The sequence below is a fragment of the Niveispirillum cyanobacteriorum genome (assembly GCF_002868735.1).
GTDB classification, from domain to species: Bacteria; Pseudomonadota; Alphaproteobacteria; order Azospirillales; family Azospirillaceae; genus Niveispirillum; species Niveispirillum cyanobacteriorum.
On sequence record NZ_CP025611.1, the window covers coordinates 2694516 to 2712694 of the forward strand.

Annotated in this window: 18 protein-coding genes; 4 read left to right on the forward strand and 14 right to left on the reverse strand. The window is 65.5% G+C overall.

Features of this window, described 5'->3' with window-relative positions; translation table 11 throughout:
- Positions 1–40: 40 nt before the first annotated feature.
- From ribA to meaB, 3 genes are read right to left on the reverse strand one after another with little or no spacing between them, the layout of a single operon-like run.
- Positions 41–1195, reverse strand: a complete 1155-nt coding sequence (gene ribA, locus C0V82_RS12525) for a GTP cyclohydrolase II (RefSeq protein WP_370466043.1) — start codon at positions 1193–1195, stop codon at positions 41–43.
- Positions 1188–1955, reverse strand: a complete 768-nt coding sequence (locus C0V82_RS12530) for a CDP-alcohol phosphatidyltransferase family protein (protein WP_158659897.1) — start codon at positions 1953–1955, stop codon at positions 1188–1190. The genes ribA and C0V82_RS12530 overlap by 8 nt, the downstream gene beginning before the upstream one ends.
- Positions 1956–2013: 58 nt before the next feature.
- Positions 2014–2988 carry a methylmalonyl Co-A mutase-associated GTPase MeaB gene (gene meaB / locus C0V82_RS12535; protein WP_102112639.1) on the reverse strand — a complete coding sequence of 325 codons (975 nt, stop codon included), beginning with the start codon at positions 2986–2988 and terminating at the stop codon, positions 2014–2016.
- 229 nt (positions 2989–3217) lie between these two features.
- On the opposite strand from meaB, the gene C0V82_RS12540 reads away from it, so the two are divergent.
- Entirely contained in the window at positions 3218–3595 is a 378-nt protein-coding gene (locus tag C0V82_RS12540; RefSeq protein ID WP_102112640.1) for a PilZ domain-containing protein, read from the forward strand.
- Here the strand turns inward: C0V82_RS12540 and C0V82_RS12545 are convergent.
- On the reverse strand, positions 3592–5424 hold the full coding sequence (locus C0V82_RS12545) for an ABCB family ABC transporter ATP-binding protein/permease (RefSeq protein ID WP_102112641.1): 1833 nt from the start codon (positions 5422–5424) through the stop codon (positions 3592–3594). The two genes, C0V82_RS12540 and C0V82_RS12545, sit on opposite strands and share 4 nt — an antisense overlap.
- Before the next feature lie 149 nt (positions 5425–5573).
- Between C0V82_RS12545 and upp the strand changes: the two genes are divergently transcribed.
- Positions 5574–6218 (forward strand): uracil phosphoribosyltransferase, encoded by a 645-nt coding sequence (upp, locus tag C0V82_RS12550; RefSeq protein WP_102112642.1) that lies wholly within the window; start codon positions 5574–5576, stop codon positions 6216–6218.
- 96 nt (positions 6219–6314) lie between these two features.
- Here upp and C0V82_RS12555 read toward each other — a convergent pair whose 3' ends face one another.
- The gene (locus C0V82_RS12555; protein ID WP_102112643.1) at positions 6315–6815 is read right to left on the reverse strand and encodes an FxsA family protein; all 501 of its coding nucleotides are present in this window, start codon (positions 6813–6815) and stop codon (positions 6315–6317) included.
- A gap of 137 nt (positions 6816–6952) precedes the next feature.
- On the opposite strand from C0V82_RS12555, the gene C0V82_RS12560 reads away from it, so the two are divergent.
- On the forward strand, positions 6953–7663 hold the full coding sequence (locus C0V82_RS12560; RefSeq protein WP_245924085.1) for a Tim44/TimA family putative adaptor protein: 711 nt from the start codon (positions 6953–6955) through the stop codon (positions 7661–7663).
- A gap of 74 nt (positions 7664–7737) precedes the next feature.
- Positions 7738–8949, forward strand: a complete 1212-nt coding sequence (gene mltA / locus C0V82_RS12565; RefSeq protein ID WP_102112644.1) for a murein transglycosylase A — start codon at positions 7738–7740, stop codon at positions 8947–8949.
- A gap of 6 nt (positions 8950–8955) precedes the next feature.
- Here mltA and C0V82_RS12570 read toward each other — a convergent pair whose 3' ends face one another.
- From C0V82_RS12570 to rpmI, 9 genes are all read right to left on the reverse strand, one after another.
- The gene (locus C0V82_RS12570) at positions 8956–9510 is read right to left on the reverse strand and encodes a YceI family protein (protein ID WP_102112645.1); all 555 of its coding nucleotides are present in this window, start codon (positions 9508–9510) and stop codon (positions 8956–8958) included.
- Between the two features lie 132 nt (positions 9511–9642).
- On the reverse strand, positions 9643–11328 hold the full coding sequence (locus C0V82_RS12575) for a methyl-accepting chemotaxis protein (RefSeq protein WP_102112646.1): 1686 nt from the start codon (positions 11326–11328) through the stop codon (positions 9643–9645).
- Positions 11329–11827: 499 nt separating this feature from the next.
- Positions 11828–14221, reverse strand: a complete 2394-nt coding sequence (pheT, locus tag C0V82_RS12580) for a phenylalanine--tRNA ligase subunit beta (RefSeq protein ID WP_102112647.1) — start codon at positions 14219–14221, stop codon at positions 11828–11830.
- 146 nt (positions 14222–14367) lie between these two features.
- Positions 14368–15372 (reverse strand): cupin-like domain-containing protein, encoded by a 1005-nt coding sequence (locus C0V82_RS12585; RefSeq protein ID WP_102112648.1) that lies wholly within the window; start codon positions 15370–15372, stop codon positions 14368–14370.
- A 123-nt stretch (positions 15373–15495) separates the two neighbouring features.
- Positions 15496–15873, reverse strand: a complete 378-nt coding sequence (locus C0V82_RS12590) for a spore germination protein GerW family protein (RefSeq protein ID WP_102112649.1) — start codon at positions 15871–15873, stop codon at positions 15496–15498.
- 78 nt (positions 15874–15951) lie between these two features.
- Entirely contained in the window at positions 15952–17028 is a 1077-nt protein-coding gene (gene pheS, locus C0V82_RS12595; protein ID WP_102112650.1) for a phenylalanine--tRNA ligase subunit alpha, read from the reverse strand.
- A 93-nt stretch (positions 17029–17121) separates the two neighbouring features.
- Complete coding sequence (locus tag C0V82_RS12600; RefSeq protein ID WP_102112651.1) at positions 17122–17364, reverse strand: hypothetical protein; 243 nt, start codon at positions 17362–17364, stop codon at positions 17122–17124.
- 130 nt (positions 17365–17494) lie between these two features.
- Positions 17495–17857, reverse strand: coding sequence for a 50S ribosomal protein L20 (gene rplT / locus C0V82_RS12605; protein ID WP_094455779.1), 363 nt, complete (start codon positions 17855–17857; stop codon positions 17495–17497).
- Between the two features lie 12 nt (positions 17858–17869).
- Positions 17870–18070: a 50S ribosomal protein L35 gene (gene rpmI / locus C0V82_RS12610; RefSeq protein WP_029012316.1), complete on the reverse strand. Its 201-nt coding sequence runs from the start codon at positions 18068–18070 to the stop codon at positions 17870–17872.
- Between the last annotated feature and the right edge of the window lie 109 nt (positions 18071–18179).

Consider the following 18179-nt stretch of genomic DNA (forward strand, 5'->3'; position numbering starts at 1 on the left):
CAGTCGCCGCCGGAACGGTTTCCGATAAACCGGAAACCGTTCAGAACAAATGCCCCGACTTTTCCGCCTTGGTGCGCAGATAGGCCTCGTTATGGCCGTTGGCGGGGAAGATGTGGGGGACACGTTCCACCACCTCCACGCCACTGGCGGCCAGTTGCGCCATCTTGTCGGGATTGTTGGTCATCAGCCGCACCTGGGTGAAGCCCAGTTGGCGCAGCATGGTGGAGGCCGGCAGATAGACGCGTTCATCGGCGTCAAAGCCCAGCACGGTGTTGGCGTCCACCGTATCCAACCCGCCATCCTGCAGCCGGTAGGCGCGCAGCTTGTTCATCAGGCCGATGCCGCGCCCTTCCTGTGCCAGATACAGCACGATGCCCTGTCCGGCCTGCGCGATTTCCCGGATGGCCCCGCGCAATTGCGGACCGCAATCACAGCGCAGCGAGCCCAGAAGGTCGCCCGTGAAACATTCCGAATGCAGGCGAGCCAGGACCGGCTGTCCCGGTGTCGGGTCGCCGATGACGATGGCCAGATGTTCAGGCCCGCCATCGGTGGGGCGGAAAGCCACGATACGGGTGCGTTCGGCATCTTCCAGCGGCACCGCCGCTTCTGCCACGCGGGCCAGACTGCGGGCGGAGCGGCGGCGGTAATCGACAATGTCGGCGGCGCGGACCAGCAACAGGTCATGGCGGCGGGCAAAGCCGGCGGCATCGACCATGCCACCACGTCCGGCGGGCAGGTCGGCGACAATGGCGGCAGGCAGCAGGCGGGCGATCTTCGCCAGGATGGTGGCCGCCCCTTCGGCCCCGCCCTCCAGGCTGACAGCACCGGTGGGTTTTGCCGTGCGCGGGGGCCGCGTCGGGTCAGACAGGTCGCGCACCAGATCGGCGGTCAGGCCGGCGGGCGGAGACACGCGGACAGGCCGGTCCAGCGGCACATCCAGGCCCAGCGCCGCCGCGCGCTGTCCCGTCAGAACCAGGGACGGGGCCGTGCCCGCCAGTTGGGCCAGATGGTTCAGGGCCTGGGTGGTCACCGCCTCTGCGGCGAAGGCCAGCAGGGCCGTACCGGCCTCTGTCGTGATCACCACCGCCTCACCCCGCCGCAATTCGGACAGGGCACGATCCACGGCCCGCTGGGCCGCGTGGTCCGGCGGGGTGGCGTGATCGGCGGAGGCGTATTCCAGAACCATGCTATCCATTATTCGTCCCACCACCGTCATGACGGTGGCTGTGCAGCCAAACCGTATCGACGGTAAAAGAGAAAAGCAAAAGCGCAAGGGCTGCGCCAACCGCAACGCCGGTCAGCGGCGGCCCCAGCAGCGGCGTGGCACAGACGGCCAATACGCCCACCTGCACCATGCAGATCAGACGTCGCCGCTGGCTGAAGGGCAGGGGATTGTCCAGCCAGGGCCAGACCCGTCCCGCCACCACGAACAGGGGCCGTAGCAGCCCCGCCAGCAGCACCCATTCCCCCACCTCGCCTGACAGCCAGAGCAGCAGGCAGAGATAGAGAATGGCGACCGTATCCATTTCCATGTCGAACCGGGCGCCATAGGGGCTGCACAAGCCCTGCCGGCGCGCCAGCCAACCATCCACCCCGTCCAGCACCAGCGCCGTGACGGCAATCACCGACAGGACCCAGGCCGGCATTGCGTCCAGATCATGGACGAAGGGCAGGCTGCCCCCCACCAGGGCCAGCAGGACCGACCGCAACAGCGTGACCCGGTTGGCGTGCCCCCATTCGGGTGCCCGGTGCAGATCCAGCCGCGTCAGCGCGAACCAGGCGGCTGGCATAAAGGCCAACAGGCAGAAGACCGCATAAGTTCCCGGCAAATCCAGCGCCGGCCCCAGCGGCAGCGCCACCGCCAGCAGCGCGCAAACAGCCGCCAGCAAATGCGTCAGCACGGGCCGGCGCAGAGGCAAAGGGGATGTCGGGGGTGGGGTAGCGGTCAGTTCCATGCAAGATAGTTTGGCGGAATGACCGGATTGGCAAGGGGCGGATGTTTATTCCGCGTCCTTAGCGATGCCGGAACAGGTCCAGCAACCGGCGCGCCGCCGCCCCCGGCGTGACGCTGCTGTCGGCGGCAGCGCGTTCCAGGCCCGACAGTTCGGCGCGCACCGCCGGGTCGGCCTGGAAAGCCGTGATCAGGCTTTCGCGGATTTCATTCCACATCCATGCCTGTGCCTGTTCGGCCCGCCGCTTTGCGATGGACCCGTCATCGCCCAAGATGCGCCGATACTGCCCGATCCCGTCCCAGATGCTGTCGATGCCCAGATTGTTCAGCGCCGAACAGGACAGGATCGGCACCCGCCAGTTGGCGTTGGCAGGCCGCAGCAGCGACAGGGCGTGGCGATATTCGGCCACGGCATGGCGGGCGGCATTGGCCAGATCGCCATCGGCCTTGTTCACGACGATCATGTCGGCCAGTTCGACAATGCCCTTCTTGATGCCCTGCAATTCATCCCCGCCCGCCGGCGGCAGCAGCAGCAGGAACAGGTCGACCATGTCGGCCACCGCCGTTTCCGACTGCCCCACCCCCACTGTCTCCACGATCACCACGTCAAAGCCGGCAGCCTCTACCAGCAGCATGGCCTCGCGCGTGCGCCGTGCCACCCCGCCCAGGGTGGTGCCGGCGGGGGACGGGCGGATGAAGGCGCTGATGTCGCGCGACAGCATCTCCATGCGGGTCTTGTCGCCCAGGATGGAGCCGCCGGTCCGCTGGCTGGTCGGGTCGATGGCCAGCACGGCGACCTTGTGCCCCTGGCCGATGACATGCAGGCCAAACGCCTCAATAAAGGTGGATTTGCCGACACCGGGCACCCCGGAAATGCCGATACGCACGCCCTTGCCGGTATGGGGCAGCAGGGCCGCCAGTAATGCTTCGGCCTGTTCGCGGTGGTCGGGCCGGGTGCTTTCCACCAGGGTGATGGCCTGTGCCAGGGCACGCCGGTCACCGGTGCGGACACGCGCGGCAAGGTCGGCGATGGGCATGGGCTTGGCTCCAGGCGGCAACGGGGGCGGCACTGTGGAACAGGCGGGCGGTCTAGTCAAATCGCCAGGGGTGCGGGGCCTGCTTCTACTTCTTTGGTGTGTGACCATCGGCGCTGCTTTGCAAGCGGCGGGAATCCGTGTGATTCTGGATGTATCCACCAATCCACCCACAGCAAGCCCACACGAAATCCCCCTGGTCATCCCCAGGCTTATCCCCAGGACCGCGCCCATGACTGCCAGCGTCCAAACCAGCCACAGCCCGGCCCGCCCCATCGCGGCATTGCCGCCGCTGCGCCGCTGGCTGACCCGGCTGTTCCGCCGCCGGCCCCAGACCTATCCGCCGCTGGCGGATGTCTCGGCAATGGTGAATGAACAGGTGTTGGCCGTGACGGAGGTCAACAGTGCGGGAATGTGCGTTGTGGGCTATCGCGGCCTGTTGAACCCGCAGGACCGGTTCAGCTTTGTCCTGACCCTGGGCGATGTCGACATTGCCGGCGACGCAGTGGTGGCTTGGCGCCGGCATGGTGGGCTGGGTGTCGCGTTCTACGACCTGTCGGGGGCGGAGCGGGAACGGCTGGGCGGGTGGTTGGCGGGGCGGGGGGATTAAACCGCCACCCCCTCTTGCTGCTTTGCCCACAGGGCTGCATAGGCCCCGTCCTGGGCCAGAAGGGCCGCGTGGCTGCCGCGCTCCGCAATGCGGCCTGCCTCCAGCACAATGATCTCGTCCGCGTCCACGACCGTGGACAGGCGGTGGGCAATGACCAGCGTGGTGCGGCCGCGCGCGGCCAAGCCCAAGGCCGCCTGGATTTCACGTTCGGTGTGGGTGTCCAGGGCCGATGTTGCCTCGTCCAGGATCAGGATGGGCGGGTTTTTCAGCAGGGTGCGGGCGATGGCCACGCGCTGCTTTTCCCCGCCCGACAGTTTCAACCCGCGTTCGCCCACCAAAGTGTCCCAGCCATCGGGCAGGGAATTGATGAAATCACCGATCTGAGCGGCTTCTGCCACGCGGTCCAAATCGGCCTGGGTGGCGCCGGGGCGGCCATAGGCGATGTTGTAGCGGATCGTGTCGTTGAACAGTACCGTGTCCTGCGGGACGATGCCGATGGCGGCGCGCAGACTGTCCTGCGTCACCGCCCGCACATCCTGCCCGTCGATCAACACGGCTCCGCCCGTGACGTCGTAGAACCGGTAGAGCAGGCGGGACAGGGTGGATTTCCCGGCCCCTGTCGGCCCGACGACCGCCACCGTGTGGCCCGCCGGCACCGTGAAATCCAGGCCCTTCAGGATGGGCCGGCGGCTGTCATAGGCGAAATCCACGCCCTCGAAGCGGATTTCCCCACCCTTGGCCGTCAGCGGCCGGGCATCAGGCGCGTCCTCCACCTCCCGGTTCACGGCCAGCAGTTCGAACATCCGCTCCATCTCGTTCAAGGCTTCCTTGATACCGCGATAGACGAAGCCGAAAATGTTCAAGGGCTGGTAAAGCTGTAGCAGGTAGGTGTTCACCAGCACGAAATCGCCGATGGTCAGTTCGCCGCTGATGATGCCGCCGGCTGCCATCCACATGACACTGACCACGCCGGCGGCGATGATGATCCCCTGGCCGACATTGAGCAGCGACAGGGAGGATTGGGTGCGGACGGCCGCATCCTCATAGGCGCGCAGGGCCTTGTCGTAGCGGCTGGCCTCAAACCCTTCATTGCCGAAATACTTCACCGTCTCGTAATTCAGCAGGCTGTCGATGGCCTTGGCGCTGGCCCGGGTATCGGCATCCAGCATGTCGCGGCGGATGCGCGTGCGCCAGTTGGTGACGGTGATCGTGTACCAGATATAGCCGGCGACGGTAGCAAAGGTGACGGCGGCAAAGCGGATGTCGAACAGGTGCCAGAGGATGCCGGTCACCAGCAGGATTTCCAGCAGGGTGGGCAGCACGTTGAACAGCGATGTTCCCAGCAGGCTGTCGATGGCCTTGGTTCCGCGCTCCACCACCCGGCTGAGGCCCCCCGTCTGCCGCTCCAGATGGAAGCGTAGGGACAGGGCATGCAGATGCCGGAAAACATTGAGCGCGGCCACCCGCATGGCCCGCTGGCTAACCCGTTCAAAGATGGCGTCGCGCAATTCGCCGAACGCCAAGCTCAACACACGGGCCAGACCATAGGCCAGGATGAAGCCGACCGGGATCGCCACCGCCGGGCTGGCCGCCAGATTACCGCCCGCCGTCAGGGCATCGACCGCGCCCTTGTACCAGATGGGGACGGACACATTGGCTGCCTTGGCCGCCGCCAGGAACAGCAGGGCCGTCACGACCCGCACCTTGATCCCTGTCTGCCCCGCGGGCCAGAGATAGGGCAGCAACTGACGCAGCACCTGCCCGTCGGTCAGGCGCTTTGGCCGCTGTGACGGATCGTGGTTGCCGGTGGGGCGATCGTGACGGCGCATGATGGTCCGGGGATGGGGGCAAGGCGGGAAGCGATCATATGGACGCAAGGCCCTAAATGACAGCGCGGGGCTTTGGCATGGCTGGTATTTAACTGCTTGCCTTGGCTATTGTGCCGCCAAGGACCCGCCCCCCAGACCCGGACACCACCATGCGCAGCGATTTTCCCAACCTGTTCGTCTTTGATCACCCGCTGATCCAGCACAAGCTTTCCTGCATGCGCGACAAGACGCGGTCGACCATGGGGTTCCGGCAGCTGCTGCGCGAGATTGCCCTGCTGATGGGGTATGAGATCACGCGCGATCTGCCGCTGACCACGCAGACCATCGAGACGCCGCTCTGCCCCATGGATGCACCGGTGATCGAGGGCAAGAAGCTGGCCGTGGTGCCCATCCTGCGTGCCGGTCTGGTGATGGCCGAAGGGTTGATGGAACTGGTCCCCGCGGCGCGGGAAGGACATATCGGCCTTTACCGCGATCATGAGACGAAGCGGCCCGTGGAATATCTGGTGAAGCTGCCGGATGCGGAGGGGCGGCTGTTCATCCTGGTCGATCCCATGCTGGCCACAGGTCATTCGGCGGTGCATGCCGTCGATGTCCTGAACCGCCACGGGGTGAAGGACAGCCAGATCCGCTTCATGGCCTTGGTATCGGCACCGGAGGGCGTGCGCACCTTCCATGCCGCCCATCCCGATGTGCCCGTCTATACAGCAGCGCTGGACAGCCACCTGAACGAAAACGCCTATATCGTGCCGGGTCTGGGCGATGCCGGCGACCGGCTGTTCGGGACCAAGTAGTACGCCCTCAAGCGCCGGGCGGCGGCATCCGCCGCCTTGGCTTACGCGACCACGCGGTCGCGGGCCGGCGGTCGCCGGCCTTTGCGCCGTTTTCCCTCAAGCGCCGGGCGGACGCCATTTGCTGTCGGGCGGGGGCAGGTCGCCGGCCTGATCGCCGCTGCCGGGGCGGGACACGTCCTCATACTCGACATCGATCACGGAATTGCCGCCGCGCGGTGCCGGGCGTGAGCGGACGGTCTGGCCGTTCACCTGCATGAAGATGGTCATGCGGGCCAGCAGGGCATTGCGCACCGGGGGCAGGAACAGGATCAGGGCCAGGATATCGGTGATGAAGCCGGGGATCAGAAAAAGGATGGCGGAAAAGGCCGTGCACAGCCCGCCGAACATCTGTCGCATCGGTTCCGTCTCACCGGTGCGCAGGCCCACCTGGGCGCGGCGCACGCTTTCCAGGCCCGTGCGTTGCAGCAGCAGAACGCCGATCACGCCCGACAGAACCACCAGCAATACGGTCGTAATCGCCCCCAATTGGGACCCGACCCAGGCGAAACCGGCAATTTCCAGCAGCGGAAGCAGCAGCAACGGAAGGAGGAAACGCATGGCTGTCCTTGCTCTTTCACGATTGAGAGCCTATCTAACGGACAGGCTTTCATAAATTAACGCCCCGGCGGGCGGATGGCGAGAGGATGCCACCCGCATCAGATGGTGTTCATACCCGGTCGGGCGCAAGGGCAGAAATGGGTGATGCGATGGGCGGCGGCTCCGTCTGGCTGGAAATTCTGATTTTCGCGATGGTGGCGGCGTTCTTCATCTATCGCCTTCGCAACGTGCTTGGCCGCAAGCATGGGGAGGAACGGGAACGTCCCAATCCCTTCACCCCACGCGACAATAACGGCGCCACCGGCCCGACGGTGGAGGGTGACAATGTCATCCAATTGCCGGGTCGCGGTCCTGCCCCTGATCTATCCGACCTGCCAGACCCGTCCGGCCCGGTGTCGCTGGAAGATGGTCTGCGCCTGATCCGCGCCGCCGACCCCAGCTTCAACGAGCGCACCTTCCTGCAGGGCGCCAAGGCCGCGTTCGAGATGATCGTCAAGGCCTATGCCGACGGTGACACGCCGACGCTGCGCCCGCTGCTGGCCGATGATGTCTATGACCGTTTCGCCGCCGCCATCCGCGACCGGCAGGCGGCGGGAGAGACGCTGGACAGCCGCATCCATTCGTTCGAGGCGGTGGACCTGTCGGCAGCCCAGCTGGATGGCCGTACGGCCCGCTGCACCGTCACCTTCACCACCCGCCAGACCCATGTCACGCGCGATGCCGATGGCAATATCGTCGATGGGGATGAGGCGCGGCCCGAGGAAGTGGTGGATATCTGGACCTTCAGCCGCAATACCCGCGCCAGCGACCCGAACTGGCACCTGTCCGAAACGCGCAGTGGCGGCTGATGCCGCCCTGCCGCCCGTCCTTCCGGGGCGCCCCTTACCGGGCGCCCTTTCCATGTCTGCCCCATGGATTGCCGATGCGCCTCCGCTCCCTCGCCGCCCTTTTCGCCCTTGGCCTGCTGGCCGGCTGTGCCGCGCAACCGACCAAGGTGCCCGGCACCCCGGCAGCCCCGGCAGAGGCGGAGAAGCCCGCTGCCCGCCTGACCCTGCTGCCCGCCAGTTTCAGCGACCTGTCCGGCTGGTCGGTGGACCGCACGGCCGACGCGCTGCCCGCGCTGCTGAAAAGCTGTGACCGGCTGGTCAAGCAGCCGGGTGACCGGGCGCTGGGTCCCGACGGCATGATGGGCCGGGTCAGCGACTGGATCGGCCCCTGTGCTGCCATCGCCAAGCTGCCGGCGGGCGACCATGTGGCCCTACGCCGGGCCGTTGAAAACCTGTTCCAGCCCTGGGCGGCCACCGATAATGGCACGGCAGAGGGCCTGTTCACGGGTTATTACGAAAGCTCGCTGCGCGGTTCGTTCAAGCGCCAGGGCAAGTACCAGACCCCGCTTTACAAGCGTCCCGCCGATCTGGTGATGGTGGAACTGGGCGAATTCCGGCCCAACCTGAAGGGCGAACGCATTGCGGGCCGGGTGGTCGATGGGCAGTTGAAACCCTATGCCGACCGCAAGGCGATTGAGGCCGGCGCCCTGAACGGCAAGGGGCTGGAACTGCTCTATGTCGATGACCCGGTCGATGCCTTCTTCCTGCAGATCCAGGGGTCGGGCCGTGTCACCCTGCCCGATGGCAGCCAGGTCCGCGTCGGCTATGACGGGCAGAACGGTCAGCCCTATTTCGCCATCGGGCGCGAACTGGTGGCGCGCGGGGCGCTGGCCAAGGAAGACGTGTCGATGCAGTCGATCCGCGCCTGGCTGGAGGCGAACCCGGCCCAGGCCGCCGCCGTCATGAACACCAACCCCTCCTTTGTGTTCTTCCGCCGGCTGGAGGGGGAGGGGCCGCTGGGCGCGCAGGGCGTGGCCCTGACGCCGGGCCGGTCGCTGGCTGTGGACCGCACCTTCATCGCCTATGGCGTGCCCGTTTGGCTGGACGCGCAGGACCCGCTGGACGCCAAGACCCGCATCCGCCGCCTGATGGTGGCGCAGGATACGGGCGGGGCCATCCGGGGGCCTGTGCGCGGCGATGTGTTCTGGGGCCATGGGGCAGACGCCGAACAGCGTGCCGGTCTGATGAAAAGCCCCGGGCGTTACTGGCTGCTGCTGCCCAAGGGCGTGACGCCGGCGGTGTCGTAACGGGAACTACGGGCTGACCGCACCGGGCAGGTCGCTGATCTCGATCCTTATATCCACCCGGTCGGCGATGAACAGGCTGGCCAGGCCGGGGCGCATGCCGAAATCGCTGCGTTTGATGCTGGTGGTGGCCGTGGCGCGGTGATTGGCCAGGGTGACATCCAGGTCGACAGGTTTTGTCACCCCGCGCAATGTCAGTTCACCGGAGACGCGACCGCTGTGCGGGCCGGTACGGACGGCATGATGGCCGATGAAGTGCATGGCGGGATATTGGGCGGTGGCGAAGAAATCCTCGCCCTGCAAATCGCGGTCGCGCCCCGCACTGCCGGTATCGACGCTGCCCGTGGCGATGGTGACATCGATGCCGCCCAGCTCATCCGTATCGGGATCAAAGCTGAAACTGCCGGCAATGTCGGTGAAGCGGCCTGTGGCCTTGGCCAGCAACAGATAGCGGATGGAAAACCCGACCTGGGTGTTGGCGGCAGTCACCGTCTGCGTCTGTGGTGCCGCCAGGGCGGGAGGGGTCAGGAACAGGGCGGCGGCCAGCAGCAGGCGGCGGATCATGGGGATACTCCGGTGGGGTCCGAAGTGATGACGTCGCCGGGGTGGCGTGACCGCAGGTGGAGGCTATTTTTGTCGCTTCCTCTCCTCCGCATCGGCTGACACCGACGGGAGGGAGAGGGTAGCCCCGACCCGTTACCCCGCCCGCACCTTCGCCACGAACTGCGCCACCTGACGGTTCAGGGCGGCACTTTCGCCGACCAGATCGTTGGCGGCGTTCAGGACGTCGCCGGCCATGCTGCCGGTTTCGGCGGCGGCGCGTGTGACCTCACCGATGGTGGCGCTGACATTCTGGGTGCCGGTGGCGGCCTGGGCCACGGAACTGGCGATCTCACGCGTCGCAGCGCCCTGTTCCTCCACGGCGGTGGCGATGGTGGAGACGATGCCGCTGATCTTGTCGATGGTGCCACCGACGCCCCGAATGGCATTGGCGGCATTACCAGCGGCAGACTGCATGGTGGCGATCTGGCTGCCGATCTCCTCCGTCGCCCTGGCGGTCTGGGTGGCCAGGGCCTTCACCTCTGACGCCACAACGGCGAAGCCCTTGCCCGCCTCTCCGGCGCGGGCCGCCTCGATGGTGGCGTTAAGCGCCAGCAGATTGGTCTGGCTGGCGATATCGCCGATCAGGCGCACGATCTCCCCGATGCGCTGGGCGGCATCGACCAGACCGGTGACGGTGCTGTTCGACCGTTCGGCCTCTGCCACGGCGTCATGGGCGATGCTGGCGCTTTCGGCCACACGGCGGGAGATTTCGTTGATCGAGGCCGTCAACTGTTCGGCGGCGGCGGCAACCGTGTTCACATTTTCCGCGGCCTGTTCGGCGGCACTGGCCACGGCTTCGGACTGTCGGTTGGTTTCATCGGCGACGCTGTTCAGGCCCTGGGCGGTGCCGCGCATGCGGTCGGCGGCCCCGCCCACGGCGCTGACGACCGCCTGCATGCTGCCTTCAAAATCATCGGCCAGACGGACCAGGGCCTGGCGCTTCTCCGCCTCCACCCGTTCCTCCATGGCCGCCTGTTCGTCGCGCATCCGCTCCGCCTCACGCATGCCCTTCTGGAACACGGCCAGCGCACGGGCCGTGGAACCGATCTCGTCCCGGCGGTCGCCGCCCGACACCTTCACCGACAGGTCGCCGTCGGCCAGCTTGGTCATGGTGGTGACGATGCGGCGCAGGGGGCGGGAAATGCCGACCATGCCCAGCGCGATGCCCAGGGCCAGCACGATAGCCGTGCCCGACAGGCCCACGATCAGGGTGACGGCCAGGGCGCGGTCGAACCGGCTCTGCGCGGCATTTTTGCCGGCATCCAGCTTGGCCTGCACATCGCCCGTCGTCACCTCCAGCTTGTCCAGAACGTCGGTCAGCTTGATGTCGAACCGGTCGACCAGGATGGCGGCGGCCTGGGAACCCTTGCCGTTCAGTGCCAGTTGCCGCGCCTGTTCGACGATTTCCAGCATGCGGCGCGTATCTTCGCGGATGGCATCGATATCGGCCTTGCGCTCCGGCAGGATCTTCTCCACCCGGTCCAGATGGCCTGTCAGTTCATCCCGCTTCAGGGCGATCTCGTCCTGCATGCTGTCCAGGATGAAGCTGTCCGTCTCCGCCACCATCGTGTAGCCGAGGCGACCCAGGTCCGTCGCGGTTTCCCGCGCATTCAGGATGGCCTTGGCATTTTCCGAGCGGTCCAGCATGCCGCGATATTCATCGCCCACCGCCTCCATCTGAGACAGGGCGTAAAGCGACGTGCCGATGGTCAGTACGCCCATCAGCAGCAATGGCAGAACCAGCTTCCACACGATGGGAAGATTTTTAAGCGCACGCATGTTCCCTCCCGATACTTTCTTCGGCTTGCCCGCCCTGAACTGGCTTGGGGCGCCATTTTGTTTTCTTGCACTGTAACGGGGTTTCGACAGTCAAGCCAAGGGGTGAACAGATGGGAAGTGGCAATTTTCCTGTCTTTGCCAAGGGATGTGACAGAGGTGTGACGGTGTTTTGTTAGTGGTGACTTAGGTGAGGTGCAATGTGTATTTGAGTGGAATTTTATCTATGTTGATTATTTATTGGGCATGACCAAGTGAAATGGAGGGGTTCACAGGGTGAAGCCATCTGTGGTCTAAGAAATTCCTTTCACGGCTGAAATGGAATCATGAAATTCCAGAGGGGAAAGGTGACTTTTACCCTACCTTCCGTAAACGTTATGTAAGGCTGTCATCTGCGTAAGCCGATGCGTTTGACATGCGGCGATGGCATAATAGGCATGAAAAAAGGGGCGCCACTGGGTGGCGCCCCTTTCTCAATTAAGTCGGTGGTAAGCGAATGCGATCAGCCGCGCAAAGAGGCCCCCGTGGCCTTGGCGACGGCGGCCACCACCTTGGCGGCCACATCCTCGATCTCCTTGTCGGTCAGGGTCTTATCGACCGGCTGCAAGGTGACCGACAGGGCCACCGACTTGAAGCCGGGCTCCACACCCTTGCCTTCATAGATGTCGAAGATGCTGACATCGCTGATCAGCGCCTTGTCGGCGCCCTTGGCGGCCTTCAGCAGCTTGTCGCTGTCGGTGCTGTTGGCAACCAGGAAGGCGAAGTCGCGGTCCACGGGCTGGAACGGCGACAGGGCCAGCAGCGGCTTGGCGGTACCGCCCTTCTTCTTGGGCGCCGGCACGGCATCCAGGAACAGCTCGAACGCCACCACGGGGCCGGTGACGTCCAGCGCCTCCAGCAGGGCGGGATGCAGCTCGCCGAAGCGGCCCAGAACCGTGGGGCCCAGGCGCAGCACACCCGAACGGCCCGGATGGTACCAGCCGGGCGCATCGCGCGTAACCTGCAGGTTGGCGACAGGGGCGCCCGCCGCCTCCAGAATGGCCAAGGCATCGCCCTTGGCATCAAAGGCATCGACGGGGCGCTCGCCCTTGGACCAGTTGCGCGGGACGGCAGCACCGGCGCGCACACCGGCCACCACCAGATCCTGACCCTTTTCCGACCCGTCGCGGAAGGCGGGGCCAACCTCGAACAGGCCAACATCCTTGAAGCCCTTGGCAGCGTTGCGGCCAGCGGCGGGCACCAGGGTGCCGAGGATGGAGGGACGCATGACGGCCAGATCGGCGCTGATCGGGTTCAGCAGGCGCAGTTCATCCTTGTCGCCATCGAACAGGGCCGCAACCTTGGGATCGACGAAGGACCAGGTCACCGACTCGAGCAAGCCGCGCTCGGCGGCGGCGCGGCGGGCGTTGAAGCGCCGCCGCTGATCGGCGGTGAGCGCCGGGGCCGGGGTGCCCACCTCACGCGGCAACGGCGTGGCCGGGATCTTGTCGAAGCCGTTGACGCGCAACACCTCCTCCACCAGATCGGCCTCGCCCTCCACATCGCGACGCCAGGACGGAACGTCCGCCACCAGAACGCCATCGTCACGGCGGGTGACGGTGAAGCCCAGGACGGACAGGATGCGGACCTGTTCATCCACCGGCACATCCACGCCACCCAGGGCGGCCACACGGGCGGGGCGCAGGGTCAGGGTACGCTGCCAGGCGGGTTCAGCACCGGTCAGGCTGACGGCGCCGGCGGAACCGCCGCACAGGTCCAGGATCAAAGCGGTGGCCAGTTCGACCTTTTCCAGGATGTTGGCCGGGTCCACGCCGCGTTCAAAGCGGTAGCGGGCGTCGCTATCCAGTTGCAGGGCGCGGCCAGCCTCGGCGATGCGCACCGGTTCAAACGTTGCCACTTCCAGCACGACATCGGTGGTGTCGGCGGTGACGCCTGTCGTCTCCCCGCCCATGACGCCGGCCATGGAGATCATATGCGCATCATCATAGATGCCGATCAGGCCGGCGGGCGGGGCATATTCCTTGCCGTTCAGCGCCAGCAGTGTGTCGCCCTGCGCCGTGGCCCGCAGCGTGATGCCGCCGTTCAGCTTGGCCGCGTCGAAGACATGCAGCGGACGGCAGAGGTCCAGGCTGAAATAATTGGTGATATCGACCAGGGCGCTGATCGGGCGCAGGCCCACGGCCAGCAGCCGGTCGGCCAGCCATTTCGGGCTGGGGCCATTCTTCACGCCCCGGATCAGGCGGAAGGCGATTTGCGGGCAGCCGGGATGATCCAGCGTCACCTTCAGCGGGTTATCGAAGGCGGGCGTCACGGGCGTGGCGGCCAGCGGCTTCAAGGTGCCCAGGCCGGCAGCGGCGAGGTCACGGGCCACGCCGCGCACGCCGGCGCAATCGACACGGTCGGGCGTCAGCGCGATCTCGATCACAGGATCGGACAGGCCGCGCCAATCGGCGAAAGAGCCGCCCACGGGGGCATCGGCCGGCAGCTCGATGATGCCATTATGTTCGTCGGACAGCAGCAGCTCCCGCTCCGAACACATCATGCCCCGGCTTTCCACGCCACGGATGGTGCCGATGGACAGGGTGTCGCCAGAGACGGGGATCTTGGTGCCGGGAGCGGCGAAGACCACCTTGATGCCGGCCCGCGCATTGGGCGCGCCGCACACCACCTGCACCGGCTCACCCGCACCGGTATCGACCATGCACAGGCGCAGCTTGTCGGCGTTCGGGTGCTTCTCGGCGGAGACGACATGGGCGATGCGGAAGGCCGACAGGGCGGCACCCCGATCCTCAACCCCCTCCACCTCCAGGCCCAGGGCCGTCAGCGCGTCGGTGATCTGATCCAGCGTGGCGTCGGTGTCGAGATGCGTCTTCAGCCAGGAAAGCGTGAACTTCATGGGAATGGTCCTGATGCAAACTTCCCTGCCGCCGGGTGGGCCGGCGGGCAGCGGGGGGCGATATCGTCCACGGGTGTAACACGGGCCAAGGGCCGCAGGTAAGACCGTCCTGCCGCCGGGCAGGCAGTCAGCGACGGCAACCCTGATCAGCCGCCCAGGCAGCGCAGCAGCCAGCCCCGGATATACTGCGCCAGACGCGGCGTCAGTGGGCCGGTGACGGAGCGATGCTCGGGCGCCATATGGGCCATCGGATCGCCGTTCTGGTGAAAGACGTAATGGTCGAAGACATCGCGCCAGACCGCCCGCCGTTCCGCCGGCATCTCCCCCATGGCCATGATGGAATGGACCAGGGCCTGGAACGGGTTGCCGGCCCAGGGCTTGGCATCGTTCCACCAGTAATTCACCAGCACATTGAACGGCCCGGTGGAGACGACATTGTGCCACCACATGGAGGGGATATAGATCGCGTCGCCGGGTTGCAGATCGACGGTAATGGCGGCATCCAGCGCCGCGCGGAAGCGGGGATAGCGGGCGAAATCCGGGTTGGCCAGATCGACCATGCTGCTGGGCTGTCCCGCCATCGTGTAATCCAGCGGCCCGACATAGAGATTGGGCAGCTGTTCGGGCGGGAACAGGGTGAAGCGCCGGGTGCCCGCCACCACGCAGGCGATATTGTCCGACTGGTCATAATGGGTGGAGATGGTGGCCGAATTGCCGATCCAGATGCGCGCCCCCGTGGAACGGGGGATCAGGTCCATCACATTGTCCCGCCCGAAATCCGGCAGGTTCACATCCGTGGGGACGGACCCGGTATAGAAGGCGGGCGGGGCGGGATGGTCCAGATATGCGAGCAGCCGGTCGATGGCGGCGGTCAGCGTTTCCTGCTGCCGTTCGAAATTAAAGCCGCGCATGTCATCGCGATAAAAAAACCGGCCCTTGATGGCAGGCGGCCCCAGCATGCTTTCGGTCAGTTCGCCACGGTCGAAGCTTTTCAGATACTGCGCCAATGCCTGGGGCGAGGTCTGCCCCTCCTTCACCACGGGCCAATGGGCGACCAGACCGCGCAGCACGGCGGGGCGGTAACGCGGCTGGATTTCCGATTGGAACCGCGCGGCATCAACGCCGTGATATTCGTCCAGGCCCGTTTCCATCGCTTACTCCCGCTTCACCCGGCCCGGCAGTTGGGTATGGCCCGCGAAATGGCAAGGCCGCACCCCCCGCAACCGGTGGCCGGCGGCAGAATGAAGCGCCCAACCCATCCTGGCAAGGTCCGCTCAGCGCTTTTCGCGGCGACCGCCCATTTCCTTGGCCATGTCGGTCAGCTTTTCCAGAGCCGCGGCGGTGGTTTCCTTTGGCAACTGCTCTATCCGGGTGCCGTCGGGCGTGACGATGATCAGCGCGACCGGGATGACGCCCCCGCCTCCGCCCCCGCCCACCGGCTCCCCGAACAGTGAACCGCCACCGGTCCCGACGCCGAAGGTGGTGATAGTGACGGGAATAATCGTCGTATCACCGACGGTCAGCGGTGTGCCCAGCACGCCCTTGCCCAGCAACTGTTCGAACGCCGTCATGGTGGCGGTCATCAGCAATTGTGCCGGATCAGTCACGAAGGGCGCCAGCAGCGGATTGACGGACAAGAACGAGGGAAGCATCACCCGAACCTCCGTATGGGTTGCGTAAGGGTGATGCTATGCCATCAAGAATATTTCGCAAGAGCGAAAGAACTACCTCTACCGCGACAGACCCTGCGCCAGGTTCGGCTGATCCAGCGGCACGAAGCCGTAATGGCGCAGCCAGCGCAGGTCGGCGTCGAAGAAGGAGCGCAGGTCGGGGATGCCGTATTTCAGCATCGCCACGCGCTCGATCCCCATGCCGAAGGCGAAGCCCTGGTACTTGGTGCTGTCGATGCCGCAATTCTCCAGCACCTTGGGATGCACCATGCCGGAGCCCATGATCTCCAGCCAGTCGCCATGATTGCCCAGCTTCAGCTCCCCGCCCTTGCGCGAGCAGCCGATATCCACCTCTGCCGACGGTTCGGTGAAGGGGAAGAAGCTGGGGCGGAAGCGGATGGGCAGATCGTCGATCTGGAAGAAGGCGCGGCAGAATTCCAGGATGCAGCCCTTCAGATGGCCCATATGAATATCCTCGCCGATCACCAGACCTTCGATCTGATGGAAGACGGGCGTGTGCGTCTGGTCATAGTCCGACCGATAGGTGCGGCCGGGCGCGATGATGCGGATCGGCGGCTTGTTCTTCAGCATGGTGCGGATCTGCACCGGGCTGGTATGGGTGCGCAGCACCCGCGCCGCCCCCTCTGCCGAAGGCGGCAGATAGAAGGTGTCGTGCATCTGGCGGGCCGGATGTTCCGGCGGGATGTTGAGTGCGGTGAAATTATTGAAGTCCGTCTCGATATCCGGGCCTTCGGCAACCGTGAAGCCCATGGCGGCGAAGATCGCCACCATCTCATCCACCGTCTGGCTGATCGGGTGGATGCGGCCCTGGGTTTCGGGGCGGGGGGCCAGGGTGACGTCGATGCGTTCCGACGCCAGACGGCGCTCAAGCTCGATGGTCTTCAACTCGCCCCGGCGGCCCTCGATCGCCGCTTCCACGGCGGTCTTCACCGCGTTTAGCGCCGCACCCCGGGCCTTGCGCTCGTCCGGCGACAGGTTGCGCATATCGCCCATCAGGGCCGTGATGCTGCCCTTCTTGCCCATGACGGCAACCCGCACCTCTTCCAGGGCGGCGCTGTCATTGGCAGAAGCGATGGTGGCCAGGGTTTCGGCCTTGAGCGTATCGAGCGTGTCCATGAGGGGTCCGGATCAGGAAAGGGTGGGGGCGAAAGCGCCCGGTTTGAATTCGGTGAGCGGAGTGACGAGGCGGGCCAAGCCAAACCGGAATGGTCACCGCTCGTCTCTCAACTCACGCAGGAGAATTTCGGACGGCGTCTGTTGTGTACCGGCAGTAAGCGCCCGCAGCGCTTCCATCCGGGCAAACAGGTCCGTACGATCCGGTGCAGCGGGGCGGACCACGCTGGCCGGGACAGCCTCGGCTTCCGCCTCGACCGTCCGACCCGACATGTGGGCGCGATCTTCCAGTCCCTTGATCGGCGCTTCATTATCAATGCGGATGGTCAGCGAACCCATGGCGTCCTCCGGTCCCGGTCGGGTCCCGATGATAGCACAGATGGCAGCCGCACAAGCAAAAGGGGGAGCGGGCCCGCCGGGCCTGCTCCCCCTTTCAACTTGCAACCGGTCTGAAATCCGTTACCGGAAATCAGGCGGCCTTGAGAGCAGCCTGGGCCTGATCGCACAGGCTCTTAAAGCTCTCCGGCTCGCGGGCGGCGATGTCGGACAGGACCTTACGGTCCAGTTCGATACCAGCGCGCTTCAGGCCGTGGATCAGGGTGCTGTACTTCAGCCCGTGCAGACGCGCACCGGCGTTGATACGCTGAATCCACAGGCCGCGGAAATCGCGCTTCTTGTTGCGACGGTCGCGATAGGCGTAACGAAGCGCCTTTTCGACCTTTTCAATCGCAACGCGATAGCACTTGGAACCGCGACCACGATAGCCCTTGGCGAGCTTCAGGATCTTCTTGTGACGGGCGTGAGTGGTGACGCCCCGCTTAACGCGTGCCATAGGTCAGTCCTCTCACTTAACCCGCAGGAAATTCTCAGCGATCTTCTCGCCGTCGGCCTTGAACATAACGAACGTACCACGTGCGTTACGCTTCATCTTCAGGGGGCGCTTGCTCATGCCGTGGCGCTTGCCAGCGGCCTGGGCCTTCACCTTGCCCGAAGCGGTGAACTTAAACCGCTTCTTGGCGCCCGAATGGTTCTTCAACTTGGGCATTTTCGGTCCTTCTTCACATGTGGACGGTGGGCATGCCCCGGGCTTCTCGCCCGGCCGCACCGTCCGATGGAGCCGGTGTGTATAGAGGAGGCCGCTGTACTTGGCAAGA

What these genes read in the sequence shown, in the direction of transcription:
- ribA (WP_370466043.1), bottom strand. Translation starts at nt 1,195, where the DNA reads ATGGATAGCATGGTTCTGGAATACGCCTCCGCCGATCACGCCACCCCG.
- C0V82_RS12530 (WP_158659897.1), bottom strand. Translation starts at nt 1,955, where the DNA reads ATGGAACTGACCGCTACCCCACCCCCGACATCCCCTTTGCCTCTGCGC.
- meaB (WP_102112639.1), bottom strand. Translation starts at nt 2,988, where the DNA reads ATGCCCATCGCCGACCTTGCCGCGCGTGTCCGCACCGGTGACCGGCGT.
- C0V82_RS12540 (WP_102112640.1), top strand. Translation starts at nt 3,218, where the DNA reads ATGACTGCCAGCGTCCAAACCAGCCACAGCCCGGCCCGCCCCATCGCG.
- C0V82_RS12545 (WP_102112641.1), bottom strand. Translation starts at nt 5,424, where the DNA reads ATGCGCCGTCACGATCGCCCCACCGGCAACCACGATCCGTCACAGCGG.
- upp (WP_102112642.1), top strand. Translation starts at nt 5,574, where the DNA reads ATGCGCAGCGATTTTCCCAACCTGTTCGTCTTTGATCACCCGCTGATC.
- C0V82_RS12555 (WP_102112643.1), bottom strand. Translation starts at nt 6,815, where the DNA reads ATGCGTTTCCTCCTTCCGTTGCTGCTGCTTCCGCTGCTGGAAATTGCC.
- C0V82_RS12560 (WP_245924085.1), top strand. Translation starts at nt 6,953, where the DNA reads ATGGGTGATGCGATGGGCGGCGGCTCCGTCTGGCTGGAAATTCTGATT.
- mltA (WP_102112644.1), top strand. Translation starts at nt 7,738, where the DNA reads ATGCGCCTCCGCTCCCTCGCCGCCCTTTTCGCCCTTGGCCTGCTGGCC.
- C0V82_RS12570 (WP_102112645.1), bottom strand. Translation starts at nt 9,510, where the DNA reads ATGATCCGCCGCCTGCTGCTGGCCGCCGCCCTGTTCCTGACCCCTCCC.
- C0V82_RS12575 (WP_102112646.1), bottom strand. Translation starts at nt 11,328, where the DNA reads ATGCGTGCGCTTAAAAATCTTCCCATCGTGTGGAAGCTGGTTCTGCCA.
- pheT (WP_102112647.1), bottom strand. Translation starts at nt 14,221, where the DNA reads ATGAAGTTCACGCTTTCCTGGCTGAAGACGCATCTCGACACCGACGCC.
- C0V82_RS12585 (WP_102112648.1), bottom strand. Translation starts at nt 15,372, where the DNA reads ATGGAAACGGGCCTGGACGAATATCACGGCGTTGATGCCGCGCGGTTC.
- C0V82_RS12590 (WP_102112649.1), bottom strand. Translation starts at nt 15,873, where the DNA reads ATGCTTCCCTCGTTCTTGTCCGTCAATCCGCTGCTGGCGCCCTTCGTG.
- pheS (WP_102112650.1), bottom strand. Translation starts at nt 17,028, where the DNA reads ATGGACACGCTCGATACGCTCAAGGCCGAAACCCTGGCCACCATCGCT.
- C0V82_RS12600 (WP_102112651.1), bottom strand. Translation starts at nt 17,364, where the DNA reads ATGGGTTCGCTGACCATCCGCATTGATAATGAAGCGCCGATCAAGGGA.
- rplT (WP_094455779.1), bottom strand. Translation starts at nt 17,857, where the DNA reads ATGGCACGCGTTAAGCGGGGCGTCACCACTCACGCCCGTCACAAGAAG.
- rpmI (WP_029012316.1), bottom strand. Translation starts at nt 18,070, where the DNA reads ATGCCCAAGTTGAAGAACCATTCGGGCGCCAAGAAGCGGTTTAAGTTC.